Annotated in this window: 19 protein-coding genes; 6 read left to right on the forward strand and 13 right to left on the reverse strand. The window is 49.8% G+C overall.

Features of this window, described 5'->3' with window-relative positions:
• Nucleotides 1–162 precede the first annotated feature (162 nt).
• The 4 genes from treR to KNP04_RS15475 all read right to left on the reverse strand — a co-directional run bounded on the left by treR (nt 163) and on the right by KNP04_RS15475 (nt 3,704).
• Nucleotides 163–870: a trehalose operon repressor gene (treR, locus tag KNP04_RS03600; protein ID WP_214874674.1), complete on the reverse strand. Its 708-nt coding sequence runs from the start codon at nt 868–870 to the stop codon at nt 163–165.
• Nucleotides 871–921: 51 nt separating this feature from the next.
• On the reverse strand, nt 922–1,770 hold the full coding sequence (locus tag KNP04_RS03605) for a DegV family protein (RefSeq protein WP_214874675.1): 849 nt from the start codon (nt 1,768–1,770) through the stop codon (nt 922–924).
• A 94-nt stretch (nt 1,771–1,864) separates the two neighbouring features.
• Nucleotides 1,865–2,557: a response regulator transcription factor gene (locus KNP04_RS03610; RefSeq protein WP_285801203.1), complete on the reverse strand. Its 693-nt coding sequence runs from the start codon at nt 2,555–2,557 to the stop codon at nt 1,865–1,867.
• A gap of 22 nt (nt 2,558–2,579) precedes the next feature.
• Nucleotides 2,580–3,704 carry a sensor histidine kinase gene (locus KNP04_RS15475; protein ID WP_214874676.1) on the reverse strand — a complete coding sequence of 375 codons (1,125 nt, stop codon included), beginning with the start codon at nt 3,702–3,704 and terminating at the stop codon, nt 2,580–2,582.
• Nucleotides 3,705–3,884: 180 nt separating this feature from the next.
• On the opposite strand from KNP04_RS15475, the gene KNP04_RS03620 reads away from it, so the two are divergent.
• The gene (locus KNP04_RS03620; protein WP_214874677.1) at nt 3,885–4,526 is read left to right on the forward strand and encodes a YigZ family protein; all 642 of its coding nucleotides are present in this window, start codon (nt 3,885–3,887) and stop codon (nt 4,524–4,526) included.
• Nucleotides 4,527–4,567: 41 nt separating this feature from the next.
• On the forward strand, nt 4,568–5,575 hold the full coding sequence (locus KNP04_RS03625) for an LCP family protein (RefSeq protein ID WP_214874678.1): 1,008 nt from the start codon (nt 4,568–4,570) through the stop codon (nt 5,573–5,575).
• Between the two features lie 40 nt (nt 5,576–5,615).
• Here the strand turns inward: KNP04_RS03625 and KNP04_RS03630 are convergent, their stop codons facing one another.
• The 5 genes from KNP04_RS03630 to KNP04_RS03650 form a co-directional block, all read right to left on the reverse strand.
• Nucleotides 5,616–6,668: a glycosyltransferase family 4 protein gene (locus tag KNP04_RS03630; protein WP_074033780.1), complete on the reverse strand. Its 1,053-nt coding sequence runs from the start codon at nt 6,666–6,668 to the stop codon at nt 5,616–5,618.
• A gap of 123 nt (nt 6,669–6,791) precedes the next feature.
• The gene (locus KNP04_RS03635; protein ID WP_214874679.1) at nt 6,792–7,199 is read right to left on the reverse strand and encodes a Rok-like winged helix domain-containing protein; all 408 of its coding nucleotides are present in this window, start codon (nt 7,197–7,199) and stop codon (nt 6,792–6,794) included.
• 218 nt (nt 7,200–7,417) lie between these two features.
• The gene (pgmB, locus tag KNP04_RS03640) at nt 7,418–8,083 is read right to left on the reverse strand and encodes a beta-phosphoglucomutase (protein ID WP_214874680.1); all 666 of its coding nucleotides are present in this window, start codon (nt 8,081–8,083) and stop codon (nt 7,418–7,420) included.
• A gap of 200 nt (nt 8,084–8,283) precedes the next feature.
• Entirely contained in the window at nt 8,284–8,601 is a 318-nt protein-coding gene (locus KNP04_RS03645) for an Asp23/Gls24 family envelope stress response protein (protein ID WP_251129819.1), read from the reverse strand.
• 92 nt (nt 8,602–8,693) lie between these two features.
• Entirely contained in the window at nt 8,694–9,749 is a 1,056-nt protein-coding gene (locus KNP04_RS03650; protein ID WP_214874681.1) for an acyltransferase family protein, read from the reverse strand.
• A gap of 329 nt (nt 9,750–10,078) precedes the next feature.
• Here KNP04_RS03650 and KNP04_RS03655 point away from each other — a divergent pair, with 329 nt between their 5' ends.
• Nucleotides 10,079–10,567: a hypothetical protein gene (locus KNP04_RS03655; protein ID WP_214693723.1), complete on the forward strand. Its 489-nt coding sequence runs from the start codon at nt 10,079–10,081 to the stop codon at nt 10,565–10,567.
• A 5-nt stretch (nt 10,568–10,572) separates the two neighbouring features.
• On the opposite strand, the gene KNP04_RS03660 is transcribed toward KNP04_RS03655, so the two are convergent.
• A complete protein-coding gene (locus tag KNP04_RS03660; protein WP_214874682.1) occupies nt 10,573–11,172 on the reverse strand; it encodes an alpha/beta hydrolase in 600 nt (199 codons plus the stop codon).
• Entirely contained in the window at nt 11,169–12,113 is a 945-nt protein-coding gene (locus tag KNP04_RS03665) for a ring-cleaving dioxygenase (RefSeq protein WP_214874683.1), read from the reverse strand. Before KNP04_RS03665 ends, KNP04_RS03660 begins: the two co-directional genes overlap by 4 nt.
• A gap of 116 nt (nt 12,114–12,229) precedes the next feature.
• Here KNP04_RS03665 and KNP04_RS03670 point away from each other — a divergent pair, with 116 nt between their 5' ends.
• The 3 genes from KNP04_RS03670 to KNP04_RS03680 all read left to right on the forward strand — a co-directional run bounded on the left by KNP04_RS03670 (nt 12,230) and on the right by KNP04_RS03680 (nt 14,793).
• A complete protein-coding gene (locus KNP04_RS03670; RefSeq protein ID WP_214874684.1) occupies nt 12,230–13,120 on the forward strand; it encodes an ABC transporter ATP-binding protein in 891 nt (296 codons plus the stop codon).
• Entirely contained in the window at nt 13,110–14,303 is a 1,194-nt protein-coding gene (locus KNP04_RS03675; RefSeq protein WP_214874685.1) for an ABC transporter permease, read from the forward strand. Before KNP04_RS03670 ends, KNP04_RS03675 begins: the two co-directional genes overlap by 11 nt.
• 64 nt (nt 14,304–14,367) lie before the next feature.
• Nucleotides 14,368–14,793: a hypothetical protein gene (locus KNP04_RS03680; RefSeq protein ID WP_214693732.1), complete on the forward strand. Its 426-nt coding sequence runs from the start codon at nt 14,368–14,370 to the stop codon at nt 14,791–14,793.
• Nucleotides 14,794–14,847: 54 nt separating this feature from the next.
• On the opposite strand, the gene KNP04_RS03685 is transcribed toward KNP04_RS03680, so the two are convergent.
• Together KNP04_RS03685 and KNP04_RS03690 are read right to left on the reverse strand one after the other, a co-directional pair.
• On the reverse strand, nt 14,848–15,453 hold the full coding sequence (locus KNP04_RS03685; RefSeq protein WP_214874686.1) for a helix-turn-helix domain-containing protein: 606 nt from the start codon (nt 15,451–15,453) through the stop codon (nt 14,848–14,850).
• Between the two features lie 90 nt (nt 15,454–15,543).
• On the reverse strand, nt 15,544–16,044 hold the full coding sequence (locus KNP04_RS03690) for a PTS sugar transporter subunit IIA (RefSeq protein ID WP_012727005.1): 501 nt from the start codon (nt 16,042–16,044) through the stop codon (nt 15,544–15,546).
• Nucleotides 16,045–16,158 lie beyond the last annotated feature (114 nt).

Consider the following 16,158-nt stretch of genomic DNA (forward strand, 5'->3'; position numbering starts at 1 on the left):
GTTACTTATGAGTACAAACAAAGTATAACTTATCTATATAAGTTAAGTCAACAACTTATATAGATAAGTTTAACAGGGAGGTTTTGTGTCAAATTCTCTTGTGAAAAATCCCCTTGATCGAGCTCATTCAAACAAAAAACCTCTTCCTGTTCGAAAGAGGTTTTAGCGCCGGGCGACGTCACTGAACTGGAACTTGTCCAACCGGTGACGGGATTCCGTATATTCGAATTGTTGTCCTTCATATAAGAACGTATCGTTCGTGATGACGATGACATATTCATAGTCGTGCAAATCAAGACGCATCCGGTCGAGCTCGGTCACGTCTTCCGCCGCAATCTTCCGTTTGGCGTAGCTGATCTGTAAGCCAAGCTCCCCTTCGATATAGCCATAAATCGAACGAGCAGCAATCTCTTCTGTCAATCCAGGAACGAGGTCTTTGACGAAATAGTTGATGTCTAAGATGACGTTCTCCCCGTCAAAATTCCGGACCCGTTCGATGCGAAACACATGCGTCCCCGGCTTCAAGTTCATCCGTTCGGCGAGCCAAGATGGAGCCTCCATCTCTTCGAACGCCGCGACGTGCGTCTGGATGGAGTGACCGAGCATGCTGGCGTACACTTCCGAGAAACTGACGATGCCGTTGAATTGAAACTCGATTTGGTCGCGCTTCAATACGAAGACGCCTTTCCCGTGGTGCTTTCGAACGTATCCGTTCTCCTGTAGGAGATCGAGTGCCTTACGGACCGTCCCCCGACTCGCCTCGAACTGATGCATCAGCTCCGTCTCCGACGGGAGTTTCGAGTCTGCAGGTCTCGTGCCGTTCCGCATCTCTTCTGCCAACCGCTCAAATATTTGGCGATATTTCGCCATCGCATTCCCTCCTCCATTAAAAAAGACGACCAATAGCGGTCGTCTTGTGGTTTACCATTCGCGACGATACCAAGTGATGCCGATTGCACCAGGTCCGAGATGCGTTCCGATGACCGGACCGAAATGGCTTCCCGAGATGTGTGCTTTCGGGAACTTCTGTTTCATCGAAGCGATTTCTTCCGCCTGACGCTCCGGGCAGTTGGCGTGAATGATTCCGATACAGTATCCCTCACCGTCACCTGCGATCGACTCGTCCATCATTTCTTCGATTCGACGTACAGCCTTCTTATACGTACGAATCTTCTCAAATGGGACAATCAACTTGTCTTGGAAGTGGAGGACCGGCTTGATTTGTAAGAATGAGCCGACGAGCGCTTGCGCAGCGCTCAATCGTCCACCACGTTGCAGATGATCGAGGTCATCGACGACGAAATAGGCACGAATCGAGTCACGGACCGTCTCAAGTCGGGCGATGATTTCTTCCGGCGTGGCGCCTTTGTCACGGAGGTTTAACGCCTCTTCTACCAAGAACGCTTGCGGCATACAAGAAATCTCAGAGTCAAACGCATGAACGGTCACGTCGACCATATCATTTAACGCGACCATCGACTGATACGTTCCGCTGATACCACTCGAGAGTGTGATGGCGATCACGTCCGTCACATCATCCGGTAAATTCTCAATCAACTCGACCGTCTCCCCGATGACCGGTTGTGACGTCGTCGGTAGTTTGCCTGCCTCGATTCGCTCATAAAACGCCTCCGTCGACATATCGATCGACTCGCGGTACGACGCGCCATCGAAGATGACACTGAGTGGAGCGACATGGACGTCATGTCGTGCCAAAAAATCATCCGACAGATAGGCGGTACTGTCGGTTAAAATCGCAATGTTTCCCATACTATATCCTCACTTTACGTCGTTTCATTTTCCAATTATGTTAGGATTCCATTCCATATTGTAACACAAAAACGAGGTAAAGCATCGGTGACGCTCAAATCTCGACCCATCCCCGGCGAATCGCATCGACGACCGCTTGCGTCCGGTCGTTCACATCCATTTTACGGAGGACAGAGGACACATGGTTTTTTACCGTTTTCTCACTGATGAACAACATGTCACTGATGTCTCGGTTCGACCGACCATCTGCGAGAAGGTGTAACACTTCGACCTCACGACGTGACAACAATTGATACACCGGGTCATCCGTGCGACTTTCGACGCCCCGACCCGTTTGTTCCCCTTTGAATTGTAAGAGGCGACGGTATTCTTTCAAAACGTTCGTCGTCACTTTCGGGTGTAGGTAAGCCCCGTCCCGAGCGACGGCACGGACCGCCGAAATCAATTCGGTCGACGCCACTTCTTTTAAAAGAAAACCGGACGCGCCCGCTTCAAGCGCATGCGTGATATACGACTCATCATCGTGGATCGAGAGGATGAGGACGCGCGTCTCCGGTGAAAGGAGTGACAGTTGTTTTGTCGCCTCGATCCCGTTCATGTCCGGCATGTTGATATCTAAGATCATGATTTCCGGTTTTTGTTCCCCGGCGATGCGAATCGCCTCGCGACCCGTTCGTCCTTCTGCGACGACCGTAAATTCATCTTCTAAATCAAAAATCCGCTTCAATCCTTCGCGGAACAGTTCGTGATCATCCACGATTGCAATGCGTGTCTGTGTCATTTCCATGTATGTCTTCCCCCTTGTTCTCTCACGGAATCGGAATCGACATGCGGACGACCGTCCCCTTGCCGACTTCCGAGTCAATGGTGATACTTCCGTTCACCAACTCAATTCGCTCACGCATCCCGACGATCCCAAACGACTCTTCGCCAATCGAACTCGGTTCGAAACCGATGCCATAGTCGCGGATGTGAAGGTGAATCACATCGCTCGCCTGTTCGACATTGACGATGATTTCTGGCGTCTTGGCATGCTTGATCGCATTTTGCACCGCTTCCTGCACGAGACGGAACACGTTAATCTCTAACTTCTCCGGCAGACGGGCACGTGACCCGCGATAGTTGAGACGTGTCTTGATGGCCGTATACTCCTCCGTTTGGTGGAGATAGCGCTCGAGCGTCGGTAAAAAACCTAAATCGTCAAGCGACATCGGACGCAAATCGTAAATCAGGCGACGTACGTCGACGAGCGCCCCACGAATCAACTTTTTCAATTCATGTAATTCGGCAAACGCTTCGTCTTTCCCTCGTTTATCAAACGTCTTTTCAATCAAGTCGGCACGAATCAAAATATGGGCAAGCGATTGCGCCGGTCCGTCGTGCATCTCACGAGCGAGGTGACGCCGTTCACGTTCGGCCGCTTCAAATACACCGATGGCCATCTCCTGCTTTTTCATCATGTCCGAATATTCTTGTTGCAGGTCGTCCCGTAAGAAGTTCAAGACGACGCTGACACGACCGATCAGTTTTTCGGCACGTTCGATCGTGTCCTCTAATATAAGAAGACGTCGTTCTAAATCGTTACGACGTTGCTGGGCCGCCATCTCTTCTTTTTGAACGAGAAAACGCTCCAGTTGCATCTGATTCGCCCGTTCATAGGCGTCACGAATTTCTTGCTCACTATGTATATGAAACTTTTTGCTGACTTGAACGAGCTTGGCTTTTGCGGCTTTCACGAGTCGGTCGAGTCGATCGGACTCCTCGATGTAGAACTCGATTTTATCCGTCAATTCTTTCAACTCGTTTTGAATCGCTGAATATTCAGTTGATGAACTTTCGGTTATACGGACAATCTCCTCTTTACTTTCCGTCACCGTTTCAATCATATTTGTTATGATATGTTCTAAAGCTGTCCGATCGGTAATATGATTCACGATGCCATCCCCTAATAGTTCGGTAGTTAATCCTCATCTATCCTTATATATCGTCCACTTGAAACCAGGTTTACAGTGAACATGAGAGATTTTCTATAAATTGCATTCGCCAATTGAAGCGTATGTGCCTACTTGAATTCTAAAAAAAATATTCAAAAATAGAAAGGAGAATTTTCAGAAATGTCTATTGAGTCAAATTATACTATAAAACAAAGTGGAACATACGAAGTCGTCATACAAAAGTCAAAATTTATCGCCCACTTCAAACGTGTCGAAACCGAGGAAGAGGCGCAGACGTTTATCCAAGGCATCAAAAAAGAGCATTGGAACGCGAACCACAACTGTTCTGCCTATATCATCGGGGAACGGAATGAACATCAGAAAGCGAACGATGACGGGGAGCCGAGTGGTACAGCGGGCATGCCGATGCTCGAGGTGTTGCGGAAACGTCACCTCAAAGACACGGTCGTCGTCGTGACACGTTATTTCGGAGGCATCAAATTAGGCGGAGGCGGACTCATCCGGGCATACGGTGGGACCGTCAGCGAAGGACTCGATGCGATCGGGATTGTCGAACGCTTGCAAATGCAACAATTGACGCTTACCGTCGACTACACCTGGATCGGCAAAGTCGAGAATGAATTGCGACAGTCTACCTACTTGCTCGACGACATCTCGTACGCCGACCTCGTCACGTTTCACGTTTCAGTACCCGTGGAAGAGACAACTGTAGCGCTCGATTGGCTGACAGATATGACGAACGGTCAAGGTGCGCTACAAACCCACGATATCCGCATCATCGAACGTGATTTCAAACGCTGAAACGCCTATACTAAAAGAAACAACTGAAATGAGGAATCCACATGGAAACACCCCCACGCAAGAAAAAGTCACCTTGGAAAATCGTCCTCATCGTGTTGGGTGTCGTCTTGCTGATTGGCGGTTCTGCTTTCGGCTATTTTGTCTTCAAAGCGAACGAGACCGCCGAGAACGCGAACAAAGAGTTGGAGCGTGGCGACAAGTCTGAGCGTCGCGACGAGACCATCGATTTGACCAAAGACCACTTCTCCGTCCTGTTAGCAGGGGTCGATGGCGGCGCCTCGCTTGAAGAAGGTCGAAGTGATTCGTTGATGGTCGCGACATTCAACAAGGAATCACGTCAAGTGACACTCGTCAGCATCCCGCGCGACTCGTATGTCGACATCATCCTTGATGAAGGAGAACCATTCAAAGACAAAATCAATCATGCGTATGCTTACGGCGGCATCGATACGACGATCGCGACCGTCGAGAACTTGCTCGACATCCCCATCGACTACTATGCGACCATCAACTTTGATGGCATCGAAGACCTCGTCGATGCGGTCGGAGGCGTCGAGATTGACGTCCTCATCCCCATCTCCGGAAAAGCGACCGGAAACGTCGAGTTAGAACCAGGCGTTCAAGTGTTGAACGGAAAAGAAGCACTTGCCTACGCCCGCATGCGAAAACAAGACCCTGCCGGTGACATCGGTCGGGCCGGTCGACAGCAACAAGTCATCGAGGCCATCATCAACGAGGCGACCACGATCAATTCGTTCACCAAGTTGAACAGGATCATGAACGCGGTCGGCGAGAACATTCGAACGAACATGTCCTTGTCGGAAGCCTCACAGCTTCAACCGTATACGAAATCGCTCAAGTCGTTCAATCGTGAAACACTTGAAGGAACCGATTTGACGTTGAACGGTGTCTATTACTATGAGCTCGACCCCGCTGATTTACGAGATGCGCAAGCCCTTCTCCAAACGGAGCTTGGAATGCCCGTCACGGCGGACGAACCGTCAACCGATGAGACAGACGACTCGATGACCGAGACGACGATTTACTAAAGAAAACGGCCGATATCGCTAGGCGATACCGGCCGTTTGTTTATGTCCTTGGTCGACCAAGGAGTCGACGGGACGTTCGGATGATGGGTTTATAGTTCGGATGAATGAGTTCCGTCGATTCGACAATCAATTCGATGACAATCAGGACCACGACGAACGTGATGACAGCACCCAGCATTGTCGTCTTCGCAAATAAAATCGATGAGATGCCGAAGAATAGCGTCATCCCATACATGAGTAGGACAGCTTGGCGCGTCGTGAACCCCATGTCGATCAACTGGTGGTGCATATGCGACTTGTCCGGCGACATCGGAGGTCGACCTTGGACGAGCCGACGAACGATTGCGAAAATCGTATCCGAGATCGGCAACCCGAGCAAGAGAACCGGGACAACAAGTGAAAACAACGTCACGTTCTTAAAGCCGATCAGTGAGAAGACGGCGAGCATATAACCGAGAAACAGTGCCCCCGTGTCCCCCATGAAAATCTTCGCGGGGTAGAAATTGTGGACGAGAAAGCCGAGCGTACTTGCGAGCAACAATAAAGCCATCATCGTCAAATAGACGTTCCCTTGAATGATTGCTAAGACGGCAATCGTTCCGAGAGCGATACTCGAGACACCGGCGGCTAGACCGTCGAGTCCGTCAATCAAATTGATCGCGTTCGTAATCCCGATCAACCAGAGAACCGTGACCGGGATGCTCCATGACCCGAGATACAGTTGTTGGTCGAACGGGAGATTGACGAGCTCGATGCGCATCCCAGAGTTCAAGACGACGACCGTCGCAATCATCTGCCCCATCAACTTCACGCGGGCAGAGAGCTGGAAACGGTCATCGATCAGTCCGGTCAGGAGAATCACGACGGCCCCAATCAAGATGGCGTCATTATAACGACTCGTCGGGAGCAGTAGCGCATAGCCGATGAAGAAGGCGATGAAAATCGCCAGACCACCGATCCGTGGCATCGTCCGTAAATGTACTTTTCGTGCGTTCGGATGATCGACTGCACCGATAAAGAATGCGAATCGACGAACGAGCGGTGTAATCAAGATGGCCATTACAAAACTGACCAACATGGCAATCCATAGCATGGGCCGACAGTTCCTCTCTCAAAAAAATAGACTCTGGCGAATTATATCATATTTTGAATCGATGAGTTGATATCAGTCCGTTTACAACAAAAAGCCGATGGGGCGTTCCCCATCGGCTCAAACTTATGAATGTGTTACGGCTACTTCTTCTGCTGGTTCATATGTATAAAGACCGCGACCAATCTTTTTAATCTCTGGGTTGACCCCTTCAATCTTCACCATCAATTGGTAAATATTGCTAATGTGATGACGATAACGAAGTTCGAGTTCCATTTGGATATCACGTACGCTCATCGTCTGACGCTCTTTTAAAAGGTCCGTCACTTGATGAACATATACTTCGAGCGGATAACGCTGATTCACACGACGTGGACGTAGGCGTTTTGACGCATCGGTCGTTGAGTCTGTCTCTTCTTTGTCTCGACTCAACTCCGCGATCAAATATTCCGCACGTCGTTGCAATTGACGGTAAGATTCTTCGATTTCCATCAATTCTCGATAAATGTGCTCATTCACATTCGTAGATTCCATACACAAATCCCCTTCTACATCCAATTAATTTTAGGAATTCCCTATTTTAAATCAGTAATTCCTAATAATCCCTTGATATCTTCTATAAAAGTGTAACGGATTTGTAATGTGCTTGTCATCTCTTTTTGGGCAATATTGTCTATTCGGGACTTTTGGACTATAAAAAGACGGCGACTGTTCGGGGCAGTCGCCGTCTCACGGAAGATGATTGTAGTCCATTACACGCGAGCGCGTTCGAGGATGCGATCGAGTGAAAGGTCGTCGGTAGAAGCGACGATGAGGTCTGCATGACCAAGCATCGATTCTTCTCCGACGGCGACAGCAAACATGTTTGCCGCTTTGATTGCAGTTACGCCTGCAGCCGCGTCTTCAACGCCGATGGCGAGTTCGGGTTTCACGCCAAGGGCAGAAGCGGCTTTCAAAAACACTTCGGGGTGTGGTTTTGACTGGGCGACAGTTGCTGCATCGACAATATGGTCGAAGTAATGACGGACACCTAGTGCGTCAACGACCGCAAATGCGTTCTTTGAAGCAGACGCCATTCCGATTTTAAGTCCCGCCTCTTTGATTTCATCCAGGAATGAAACGATACCAGGAAGAAGATCGTCAGATGAGATATGTTGAATGAGTTCAACGTAATGCTCGTTTTTCTTTTGGGCGAGTTCTTCTTTCTCTTCCGGCGTGAAGTCGTTCTGTTTTCCGCCGAGCGTAAGGATCCGCTCGAGCGATTCAGTCCGACTCACCCCTTTGAGCGTTTCGTTGAATTCGCGGTCAAATGGAATTCCGAGCTCTTCACCGAGCTGCTTCCAAGCGAGGTAATGGTACTCTGCCGTGTCAGTGATGACACCGTCCAAATCGAAAATCACTGCTTCAATCGTTGACATACATGCTTTCCGCCTTTCCTTCAAATGCTTGTGTCGTCAGACTACATTTAGGGAACTTGACAAGTACCCGTCGCACGTTTGGTCAATGATGCAAACGGTTGCACTTGTTCGATTTCTATTATAAATGAAAACGTTATCTTGATGCAACCGTTTTCGCAAAAATCAAAAAAAGAGAAGAGCTCTCTGCTCTCCTCTCTCTTTTACAGTTGGATCCCTACGACTTTCACGTTCACCGAACGTGGTGTCATCGCAAGCATCGTATCCATATCTTGCGTGATTCGCTCTTGAACCGCCGTCACCGTTTTGATGATTGACTGCCCATATGCGATATAAAGTGACAAGTTGATCGTGATGCCTTCTTCTGACTCATCGACTTTCACATGCTTCATGAGCGCACGCTCTGACAATTTCGTGTCTTCTTGCGTGAACGATACGTGTTTCGTTTCTTTGACCGCGACTGCGGCGATCATTTCTACGACATGACGTGAGACGTTCACGTCACCTTCTGTGCTGTGCATTCCATTTTCGTATGGCATAGGGTCACTTCCTTAACTCTAGTTTCGTTTCCTCTTTATAAAGTGTAGCGGAAATGAAGCGTTTAGAAAAGACTTTACCCTTTCACACCCTTCGTATTTTGTACGCGCCTCACGTCAATCTCGACGAGCGGACGTAAGAGACGGACCATCGGCGGACTGATAATCACGAGTACCATCACGAATGCGACACCGAACAAGACGAGCAATTGCATCCAGGACGTCGGCATGAATCCAGCCGGCACGAACGCTTTCCAGGCGACGACAAAGAACACGTGAACGAGATAGACATATAAGCTATATCGACCAGCCCTCGAGAAGACCGGTAATTTTCGTCCCGGAATGATGAGCGCGAAGCTGATTGACATGAGGAGCGACACCGTATAGACAATCAAGAATGCGAACGGTCCGCTCCACATCGCCTCCGGCACCGCCGTATCATAAGCGAAGCGGAACTTGAACAAGTTTCCGATATGATAAAACGTGTCTGCTTGTTGGACGCGCATGGAGACCAATAAGCCAATCGTTAATGTGACAAAGACAATCGCTCCCCCAATCCGGTAACGATTCCGTTGTTCGGCCCGTTTCGGTAGCTCGAAGAAGTTGAGTGTGTTCCGTTCGGACATCCAGTTCCCGATTAAGAAGAACGGATAAAACATGATCACTTTTCGTAACGCGAAATAGCCGGTCGCCTCAGCCTGGAACCCGAACAAGAGCGCAAATAGAAGTGCGTATAGCACATACCCTTTTAGCTGAGTCACGTACGGGGTGATGATGTACCAGAAGATGATCGCCATCAAATACCAGAGTGCCCAATACGGTTTCAACAGATTCAGTCCCGGATTCTCTAGCGAGAAAATCGGGATGCCTTCTGTGAAAGCGAACCACGACCCGAGAATGACTTGCCAGATGACGTAGACGACGAACAATTGGATCACACGTAAATAACGGTTCTCCCGATAGAAGTAACCGCTTAGCATAATGAATAACGGCATATGGAAGGTGTACAGGAACAAATACACCCACTTCGGAAGAATGTCGTCATATACGCCGCGGACGTCCGTCAACAGGTGACCGAACACGACGAGTAAGACGAGTACTCCCTTAATATTGTCATACCAATAATTTCTCATAACATTCCCTCTAGTTCTTTATGATGATTGCGATGAAGCTGACCTTCATGTTTTCACGTTCAATTCGCACACGGACTGCATGGAAGGTCAGATAGAAAAATCCCTCACCTATCATAATCGATTCCCTCGCCAAGTGAAATTACGTTTCAACAAAATTTTCATGTCTTCACTGTCATCATTCCCATAATTCGCGTATTGCAAGCCGAAACGTCAAAAAATCCTCACGATTCAGCACGTTGTGTACGTATTCAAATAGACGGGATTGGGTACAGTATAGTATAGTAGTGTTACTAAATATTCAGAATATTCTAATAAAGGAGGTGGAGAGAATGGCTTCGATCATCCGGAATCGACATCATATGGTGCACGACCCGAAACGTTCATTCTCTAACTTCGGATTCTGGTGGTTAATCAGCAGCTTTTCCGTCGGGCTACTGATGGTGGCCTTTGAGTCGGTCCGTAACGGGTTCTCTGCCATTCATCCTGTGTTGTCTAGTATGGCCTTCCTCGGTCTCACGTTCGCGCTCGGTGTGTGCGCCAAATTGGTCCGTGACGTCTGGTGGCTCAACTATCTGCTCGAGCGCACCCAAAACCGGTACTTATACATCGGTGGCGACACGCTTCAGAGCTGGCAGTATACGCTCGACTCGATCTGGTTGCTCACGCGAACCTCACAAAAAAAGCTCGGCCGATTGTATATCCAAATCGACCGAACCGTGCATGCTGAAGAAGCGAAACGTTTATTCGCCGCCTATTTGATTGACCGAGGTGTCCTCGTCGTCTATTCTCGTCCGAACAAACCGAAAAAAATGGCTTGAACGAATTAGTCGAGGTGAGCGGCGATCCATGTCCGTGCCGCCTCGACTTCTTCCATGCGCACTTCATGCCCACCCGTATGATAGAAGAGCTCGACGTCCGCTCCGGCATTCCGGAGTGTCGATGTCAGCTCTTCTGTTTCTGCTTTCGGGCAAATCGGGTCGCGCTCTCCTGCCGAGATGAATACGTTCGTACCTGACAAGTCCGGCAATGTGAGCGAACGGTCTGGGACCATCGGATGGAACAAGAGTGAGGCGGCGAATGCCGGTTGACGGTACAGTGCCGAACCGATCAAGTTCGCCCCGTTCGAATATCCGATTGGAATCATCTTGTCGCGTTTGATTCCATACTCCGCTGCAGCATCATCTAAAAACTGAAGGAAGCGTTCTGTCTGCTTCTTTAAATCTTCGAGGTCGAGAACGCCTTCTGCGTGACGACGGAAGAATCGGGTCATCCCATTCTCAAGAATGTCCCCTCGTAGCGTTAGGACGTTCGATTCTGATGACAACTCTTTTGCGAGTGGGATCAAGTCTTGCTCGCTTCCTCCTGTTCCGTGCAATAAGACGAGCGTCGTCTCTTTCGTTCCTTGAATGAATTGATGAATCATATCCGTTCTCCTTTCGGGATTGTAATGGTTGGTAGCGTGCGGACAATCTTGTCACGGTCCGCTTCAAGCCATGGCGGCAGGCGTAACGTCTCACCGAGCGTATCGATGGATTCGTCCACGGTGAACCCAGGTACATCTGTCGCAAGTTCGTGTAAGATTCGTCCGGCATCATGGAAATAAACCGATCGGAAATAGTTCCGTTCTTTCACTTCGGTCGGTCTCAATCCAAGGGCAAAGATGGCGTCTTGCCACGTCGGATAGTGTTCACCGTCCGCGACCCGCCAAGCGATATGGTGGACCGTCCCCGTTCCGGGCACACCGTTCGGAAGAATCGTCTTTTTGACGTCGATGACGTTCCCATAGTCAGCCGTCCCTTTCAGACGTACCCATTCCTCGTCTTCTCCGACTCGTTCAAATCCAAACAGTTCCGTCAACAAGCGTACGGTCTCGTCTGGTGCTTTTGATAATAATGTCGCACCCGCGAATCCGACAATCGCCTCATCCTTCGTGACGCCTGGGATGACCCAGCGCGTCTGTTTCGTCGTCGGTCGCGCGACGAGTTCGACGACGAGTCCGTCCGGGTCTTCAAACAGAAGTGACGGCTCCTCGAACCGTTGCGTGGCGACGGTCGCAATTCCATGCTGTTGAAGTCTTTCTTCCCAAAACGGTAAACTTCCTGCCGGCACAAGATATGTCGTCACGCCGACTTGACCGCTCCCAACCTGTCCTTTCCCTAACCCAGGGATTGGGAAGAAGGTGATGACGGTTCCCGGTGTCCCGACCTCGTCCCCGAAATAGAGATGATACGTGCCCGGGTCATCAAAATTGACGGTCTGCTTCACGAAACGAAGACCGAGTACTTGTCCATAAAAATCAAGCGTACGTTGTGGGTCTTGTACCATCGATGAAATATGATGGATGCCTGTAGACTGCGTATTCATTGTCATCCTCCTTCATTATCTTGATTTCAAGATAAATCATTTGCCAGAAAAAGTGAAACTTTTTGCTCACGGTGGCGTACGATAAGAAGAGAGACATTCTAAGGAGGTATAAGAACATGGCATTACAGATTGAACGAGTCACCAAAGAATTCGGTGACTTCACCGCTGTCGACGACCTCACGTTCCGCGTGCCACAAGGAGAGATGTTTGGTCTTCTCGGAGCGAACGGTGCCGGCAAGACAACAACGTTCCGGATGATCCTCGACATTTTGAAACCGACCGATGGAAGCATCACGTGGAACGGCAAGGCAGTCGACCATCGGATTGTCGGATATTTACCCGAGGAACGAGGACTATACCCGAAGTCACAAGTGCGCGAACAACTCGTCTTTTTAGCCAGTTTGAAAGGCATGCGTTCAAGCGATGCCAAACGTGCGGTCAAATCATGGCTCGAACGGCTAGAGATTCCTCAGTATGAGACGATGCGCGTCGAGCAACTGTCAAAAGGAAATCAGCAGAAGATCCAACTCGTGGCCGCCCTGCTCCACAACCCCGAGCTCGTCATCTTAGATGAACCGTTCAGTGGACTCGACCCAGTCAACGTCGAAATCCTGAAACGTGAGGTACTCGCCTTGCGTGACGCTGGTACGACAATCGTCTTTTCGAGTCACCGGATGGAACATGTCGAAGAGCTCTGTCAACATGTCGGTATTTTAAAAGGTGGACGTGCTGTCGTCAGTGGTGACGTACCCTCCATCAAGTCGCGTTACGCCGAGCCAGCTCTCTTCATCGAGACGGACCAGATTCACGTGCTCGAATCACTCTCGGTCATCGAGACAATCGAGCCGTATAAGTCCGGTCATTTAGTACGTCTACATTCATTTGAAGATAGCGACGTCGTCCTATCGACACTCGTCCGCCATCAGGCGAACGTCAAGACTTTCATGCGCCAACCGGTATCGCTCAATGACATCTTTATCAAGGAGGTCGGACAGCATGTTTCATAACTTTGGACCGCTCTATGCATTCACCCTCAAGTCGAGGATCCGTTCGAAAGCGTTCGTCATCTCGACAGCGTTGACGATTCTTTTCATCTTCGGATTCACGAACATCGACCGCATCATGTCCTCGTTCGAGGATTCGGAGCAAGCGAGCGCCCTCGTCGTAACGGAAAACACAGCGCTCGTCGATACGATGCAGTCGCTCGGCTACGAAGACGTTGCCACGAGTGACATCACAGAAGAAGAGGCACGCTCCGGAATCAATGACGGCGAATACGGAGTCGTTGCTTTCGTCGACGGTTACGACGCCCGTGTCATCTCAGAACGCCCAGAGCAGGAATTCACGACCATCTTGCAAACGTCACTTCAGCAATTGCGTAATGCGGAGTTGATCGAATCAGCCGATGTTGACCCGGCTGTCATCACGGCTCTCAGTGAGCCAATCCAGCTCGATGAATCGTATCTCGGACGCGGAGGTGAGAACTCGGATGAGCTGCTCTCGTCATCGGCACTCGTCTATGTCATGTTGATGCTCCTTTACATCTCGATCATCACGTACGGATCGATGATTTCGACAGAAGTGACGACCGAGAAGTCGTCGCGGGTCATGGAACTGATCATCTCGACGACGCATCCGGTGACGCACATGCTCGCCAAAGTGTCCGCCATCGGAACGCTCGCCCTCATCCAGATCGGGATTTTCCTCGGGTTTGGTTATGTCAGCGCGAGCGGCAGTGAGTTAGCGACGACCGTCATCGAAAACGCCGGGAATGCGCGAGCTGTCATCTACTTACTCGTCTTCTTCCTACTCGGCTACTTGTTGTACGCGTCACTCTTCGCCGTACTCGGCTCACTCGTCAGCCGCGTCGAAGAATCCCAACAGATGGTCATGCCGGTCATCATGCTTCTCGTCGCAGCATTCTTAGTGGCGATGTTCGGCTTGAACAATCCAGACGCGACCATCGTGACGATTCTCTCGTTCGTCCCGTTCTTTGCCCCGATGCTCATGTTCCTTCGGGTCATGCTCGTCGATGTGGCCGTGTGGGAAGTCGCGCTCTCAATCGGCTTACTCATCGGAACGATTGGCGTGACGCTTTGGATTGGCTCGAAATTCTATCGTGGCGGTGTCTTATTCTATGGAACGAATGCCATTAAACAATGGCGACAAATATTACAAAACCGCCAATAACGTTTACAGCAAATTCGTTTTCGTTTACTCTAAAGAATGTGCAAAATGAGGAGGAAAACGAACTATGCGATCACGATTACTCGCGGCCTTAATCTTTACGTTTATGACGACGCTCACGACGTTCATCTGTTACACCGTCTTCTTAGACGCGGATGCGTTATGGCAAATCCTGCTTGCGTATGCAGGTAGTACGTTTATCGGAACGCTCGCGTTTTGGTATCCGGTCAGCAGACGTCCACAAACGTCTCGCTTCGGTGGCGCATGGATCGGCATCATGATTACTGCAACGACACTCATTGGCTTCACCGTCATCCGCTTCACATTCCGCGGCGACGCAGCAGCTCTGCTCGACTGGCAAACGGTGCTGGCGAGTCTCGCTTACACGTTCGGGTATGTCGGATGGGTGCTCACAATCTTGAATATCGTGCTCGGCTTTTTACTTGCCGGCACTCGTCCAAAAGTACGCTACGAAGCGCGTCCGATGCGCTAATCAATGAAAAATGACCAGGAGAGTGATTCTCCTGGTCATTTTTTTGGTTCTATATCACTGCAATTTATATGATTTGTCTACGACACCGTACTCTGCATACTGGAAGGAGTTGTCCGCGAACTGGTCGGGGACGAGTCGTTCCACATAGCGAGCGAACGGGACGATGTGACGATTGTGAGTTGAATCATGGGACCGTCCGAGGTCAAGGACAGCGTCGACGAGTGCTTCGAGGGCATGGTGCGACGTCGGCTCTTCATCCTCTTCAAAGATTCGCTGCAATTCCTCTTCATGCATCAAGTCGAAGATGCGCATCCGCTCCTCAAGTTGTCGCTGCATCTCCTCGACGGACTTCCCGTGCATCGCCTCCTCATAGGCGAGCTTCATCTGTTCGATTTCGGGTACTTTCCCTCGCATCAACACTTTGAGCGACTCTCCCGTCCAAATGTGACGCGCCAAATAATTGGAATCGATGCGCAGAGCTTCTGCGAGCGCCTCTATGTAAGGCATCGTCGGATAGACCTCACTCAGTTCCGTACGTCGAATAAAATATGGGGCGACGCCGATTTGTTCCGCAAGCGTCTCAATCGATAATCCAGCCCGCTCTCGCAAGATTCGAATCCGGTCCCCGTATCCCCGGTAAGGTGCATTTTTACCATCCATCTCATTTCCCCCTTCCCTCTCTCCATTATAATTCCCGAATTCACAAAAAAATACTCGGAAGCGTAGGCTCCCGAGTCATGAATCGTTCTCTTATTTCTTCGTCAATTCGACGACTTCTGAAGATCCAGCTGTCACCGTGTCGCCTTCTGCGACAAGTTTGTTCACGCCGAAGCTATCATGGTTCGTGATGATGATCGGAGTGATTGTCGATGGAGCGTTCGCTTTGATGAAGTCGAGGTCGAACGTGACGAGCGGGTCGCCTGCTTTGACAGATTGACCTTCTGTGACGTGTGTCTCGAAGCCTTCACCTTTAAGGTTTACCGTATCCAAACCGATGTGGATCAAGTACTCTGCACCGTTGTCCGCGTTGATGCCGATCGCGTGTTTCGTCGGGAATACCGTTGCGATTGTTCCGCTAACTGGTGAAACGACTTTGCCTTCAGTCGGCTCGATCGCAATTCCGTCACCCATCATTTTTTGTGAGAATACTTGGTCTGGTACGTTCGTGATGTCGACGACCTTTCCTGTAAGCGGTGAAACCGCGTTGAGTTGTTCTTCTTTACCACCAAATAGTTTTTTAAAGAATCCCATAGCTTAATCCCTCCAACATGTTCTATTGAATCGAAGTCTTCACTTTTATACCCGAAAAGCTAAAACTTCAATCCCTACCTTATTAACGGTATAGTAGATATAAGGTAGTGCGAA

It is taken from the genome of Exiguobacterium sp. CH10, from assembly GCF_018617635.1.
Classification (GTDB): Bacteria; Bacillota; Bacilli; order Exiguobacteriales; family Exiguobacteriaceae; genus Exiguobacterium; species Exiguobacterium aestuarii_A.

Coding starts and splice junctions, on each gene's coding strand:
- KNP04_RS03635 (WP_214874679.1), bottom strand. CDS start 7,199: ATGGAATCTACGAATGTGAATGAGCACATTTATCGAGAATTGATGGAA.
- KNP04_RS03680 (WP_214693732.1), top strand. CDS start 14,368: ATGCGATCACGATTACTCGCGGCCTTAATCTTTACGTTTATGACGACG.
- KNP04_RS03685 (WP_214874686.1), bottom strand. CDS start 15,453: ATGGATGGTAAAAATGCACCTTACCGGGGATACGGGGACCGGATTCGA.
- KNP04_RS03630 (WP_074033780.1), bottom strand. CDS start 6,668: ATGCTATGGATTGCCATGTTGGTCAGTTTTGTAATGGCCATCTTGATT.
- KNP04_RS03665 (WP_214874683.1), bottom strand. CDS start 12,113: ATGAATACGCAGTCTACAGGCATCCATCATATTTCATCGATGGTACAA.
- KNP04_RS03645 (WP_251129819.1), bottom strand. CDS start 8,601: ATGCACAGCACAGAAGGTGACGTGAACGTCTCACGTCATGTCGTAGAA.
- KNP04_RS03605 (WP_214874675.1), bottom strand. CDS start 1,770: ATGGGAAACATTGCGATTTTAACCGACAGTACCGCCTATCTGTCGGAT.
- treR (WP_214874674.1), bottom strand. CDS start 870: ATGGCGAAATATCGCCAAATATTTGAGCGGTTGGCAGAAGAGATGCGG.
- KNP04_RS03675 (WP_214874685.1), top strand. CDS start 13,110: ATGTTTCATAACTTTGGACCGCTCTATGCATTCACCCTCAAGTCGAGG.
- KNP04_RS03670 (WP_214874684.1), top strand. CDS start 12,230: ATGGCATTACAGATTGAACGAGTCACCAAAGAATTCGGTGACTTCACC.
- KNP04_RS03620 (WP_214874677.1), top strand. CDS start 3,885: ATGTCTATTGAGTCAAATTATACTATAAAACAAAGTGGAACATACGAA.
- KNP04_RS03650 (WP_214874681.1), bottom strand. CDS start 9,749: ATGAGAAATTATTGGTATGACAATATTAAGGGAGTACTCGTCTTACTC.
- KNP04_RS03690 (WP_012727005.1), bottom strand. CDS start 16,044: ATGGGATTCTTTAAAAAACTATTTGGTGGTAAAGAAGAACAACTCAAC.
- pgmB (WP_214874680.1), bottom strand. CDS start 8,083: ATGTCAACGATTGAAGCAGTGATTTTCGATTTGGACGGTGTCATCACT.
- KNP04_RS03660 (WP_214874682.1), bottom strand. CDS start 11,172: ATGATTCATCAATTCATTCAAGGAACGAAAGAGACGACGCTCGTCTTA.
- KNP04_RS03610 (WP_285801203.1), bottom strand. CDS start 2,557: ATGGAAATGACACAGACACGCATTGCAATCGTGGATGATCACGAACTG.
- KNP04_RS03625 (WP_214874678.1), top strand. CDS start 4,568: ATGGAAACACCCCCACGCAAGAAAAAGTCACCTTGGAAAATCGTCCTC.
- KNP04_RS03655 (WP_214693723.1), top strand. CDS start 10,079: ATGGCTTCGATCATCCGGAATCGACATCATATGGTGCACGACCCGAAA.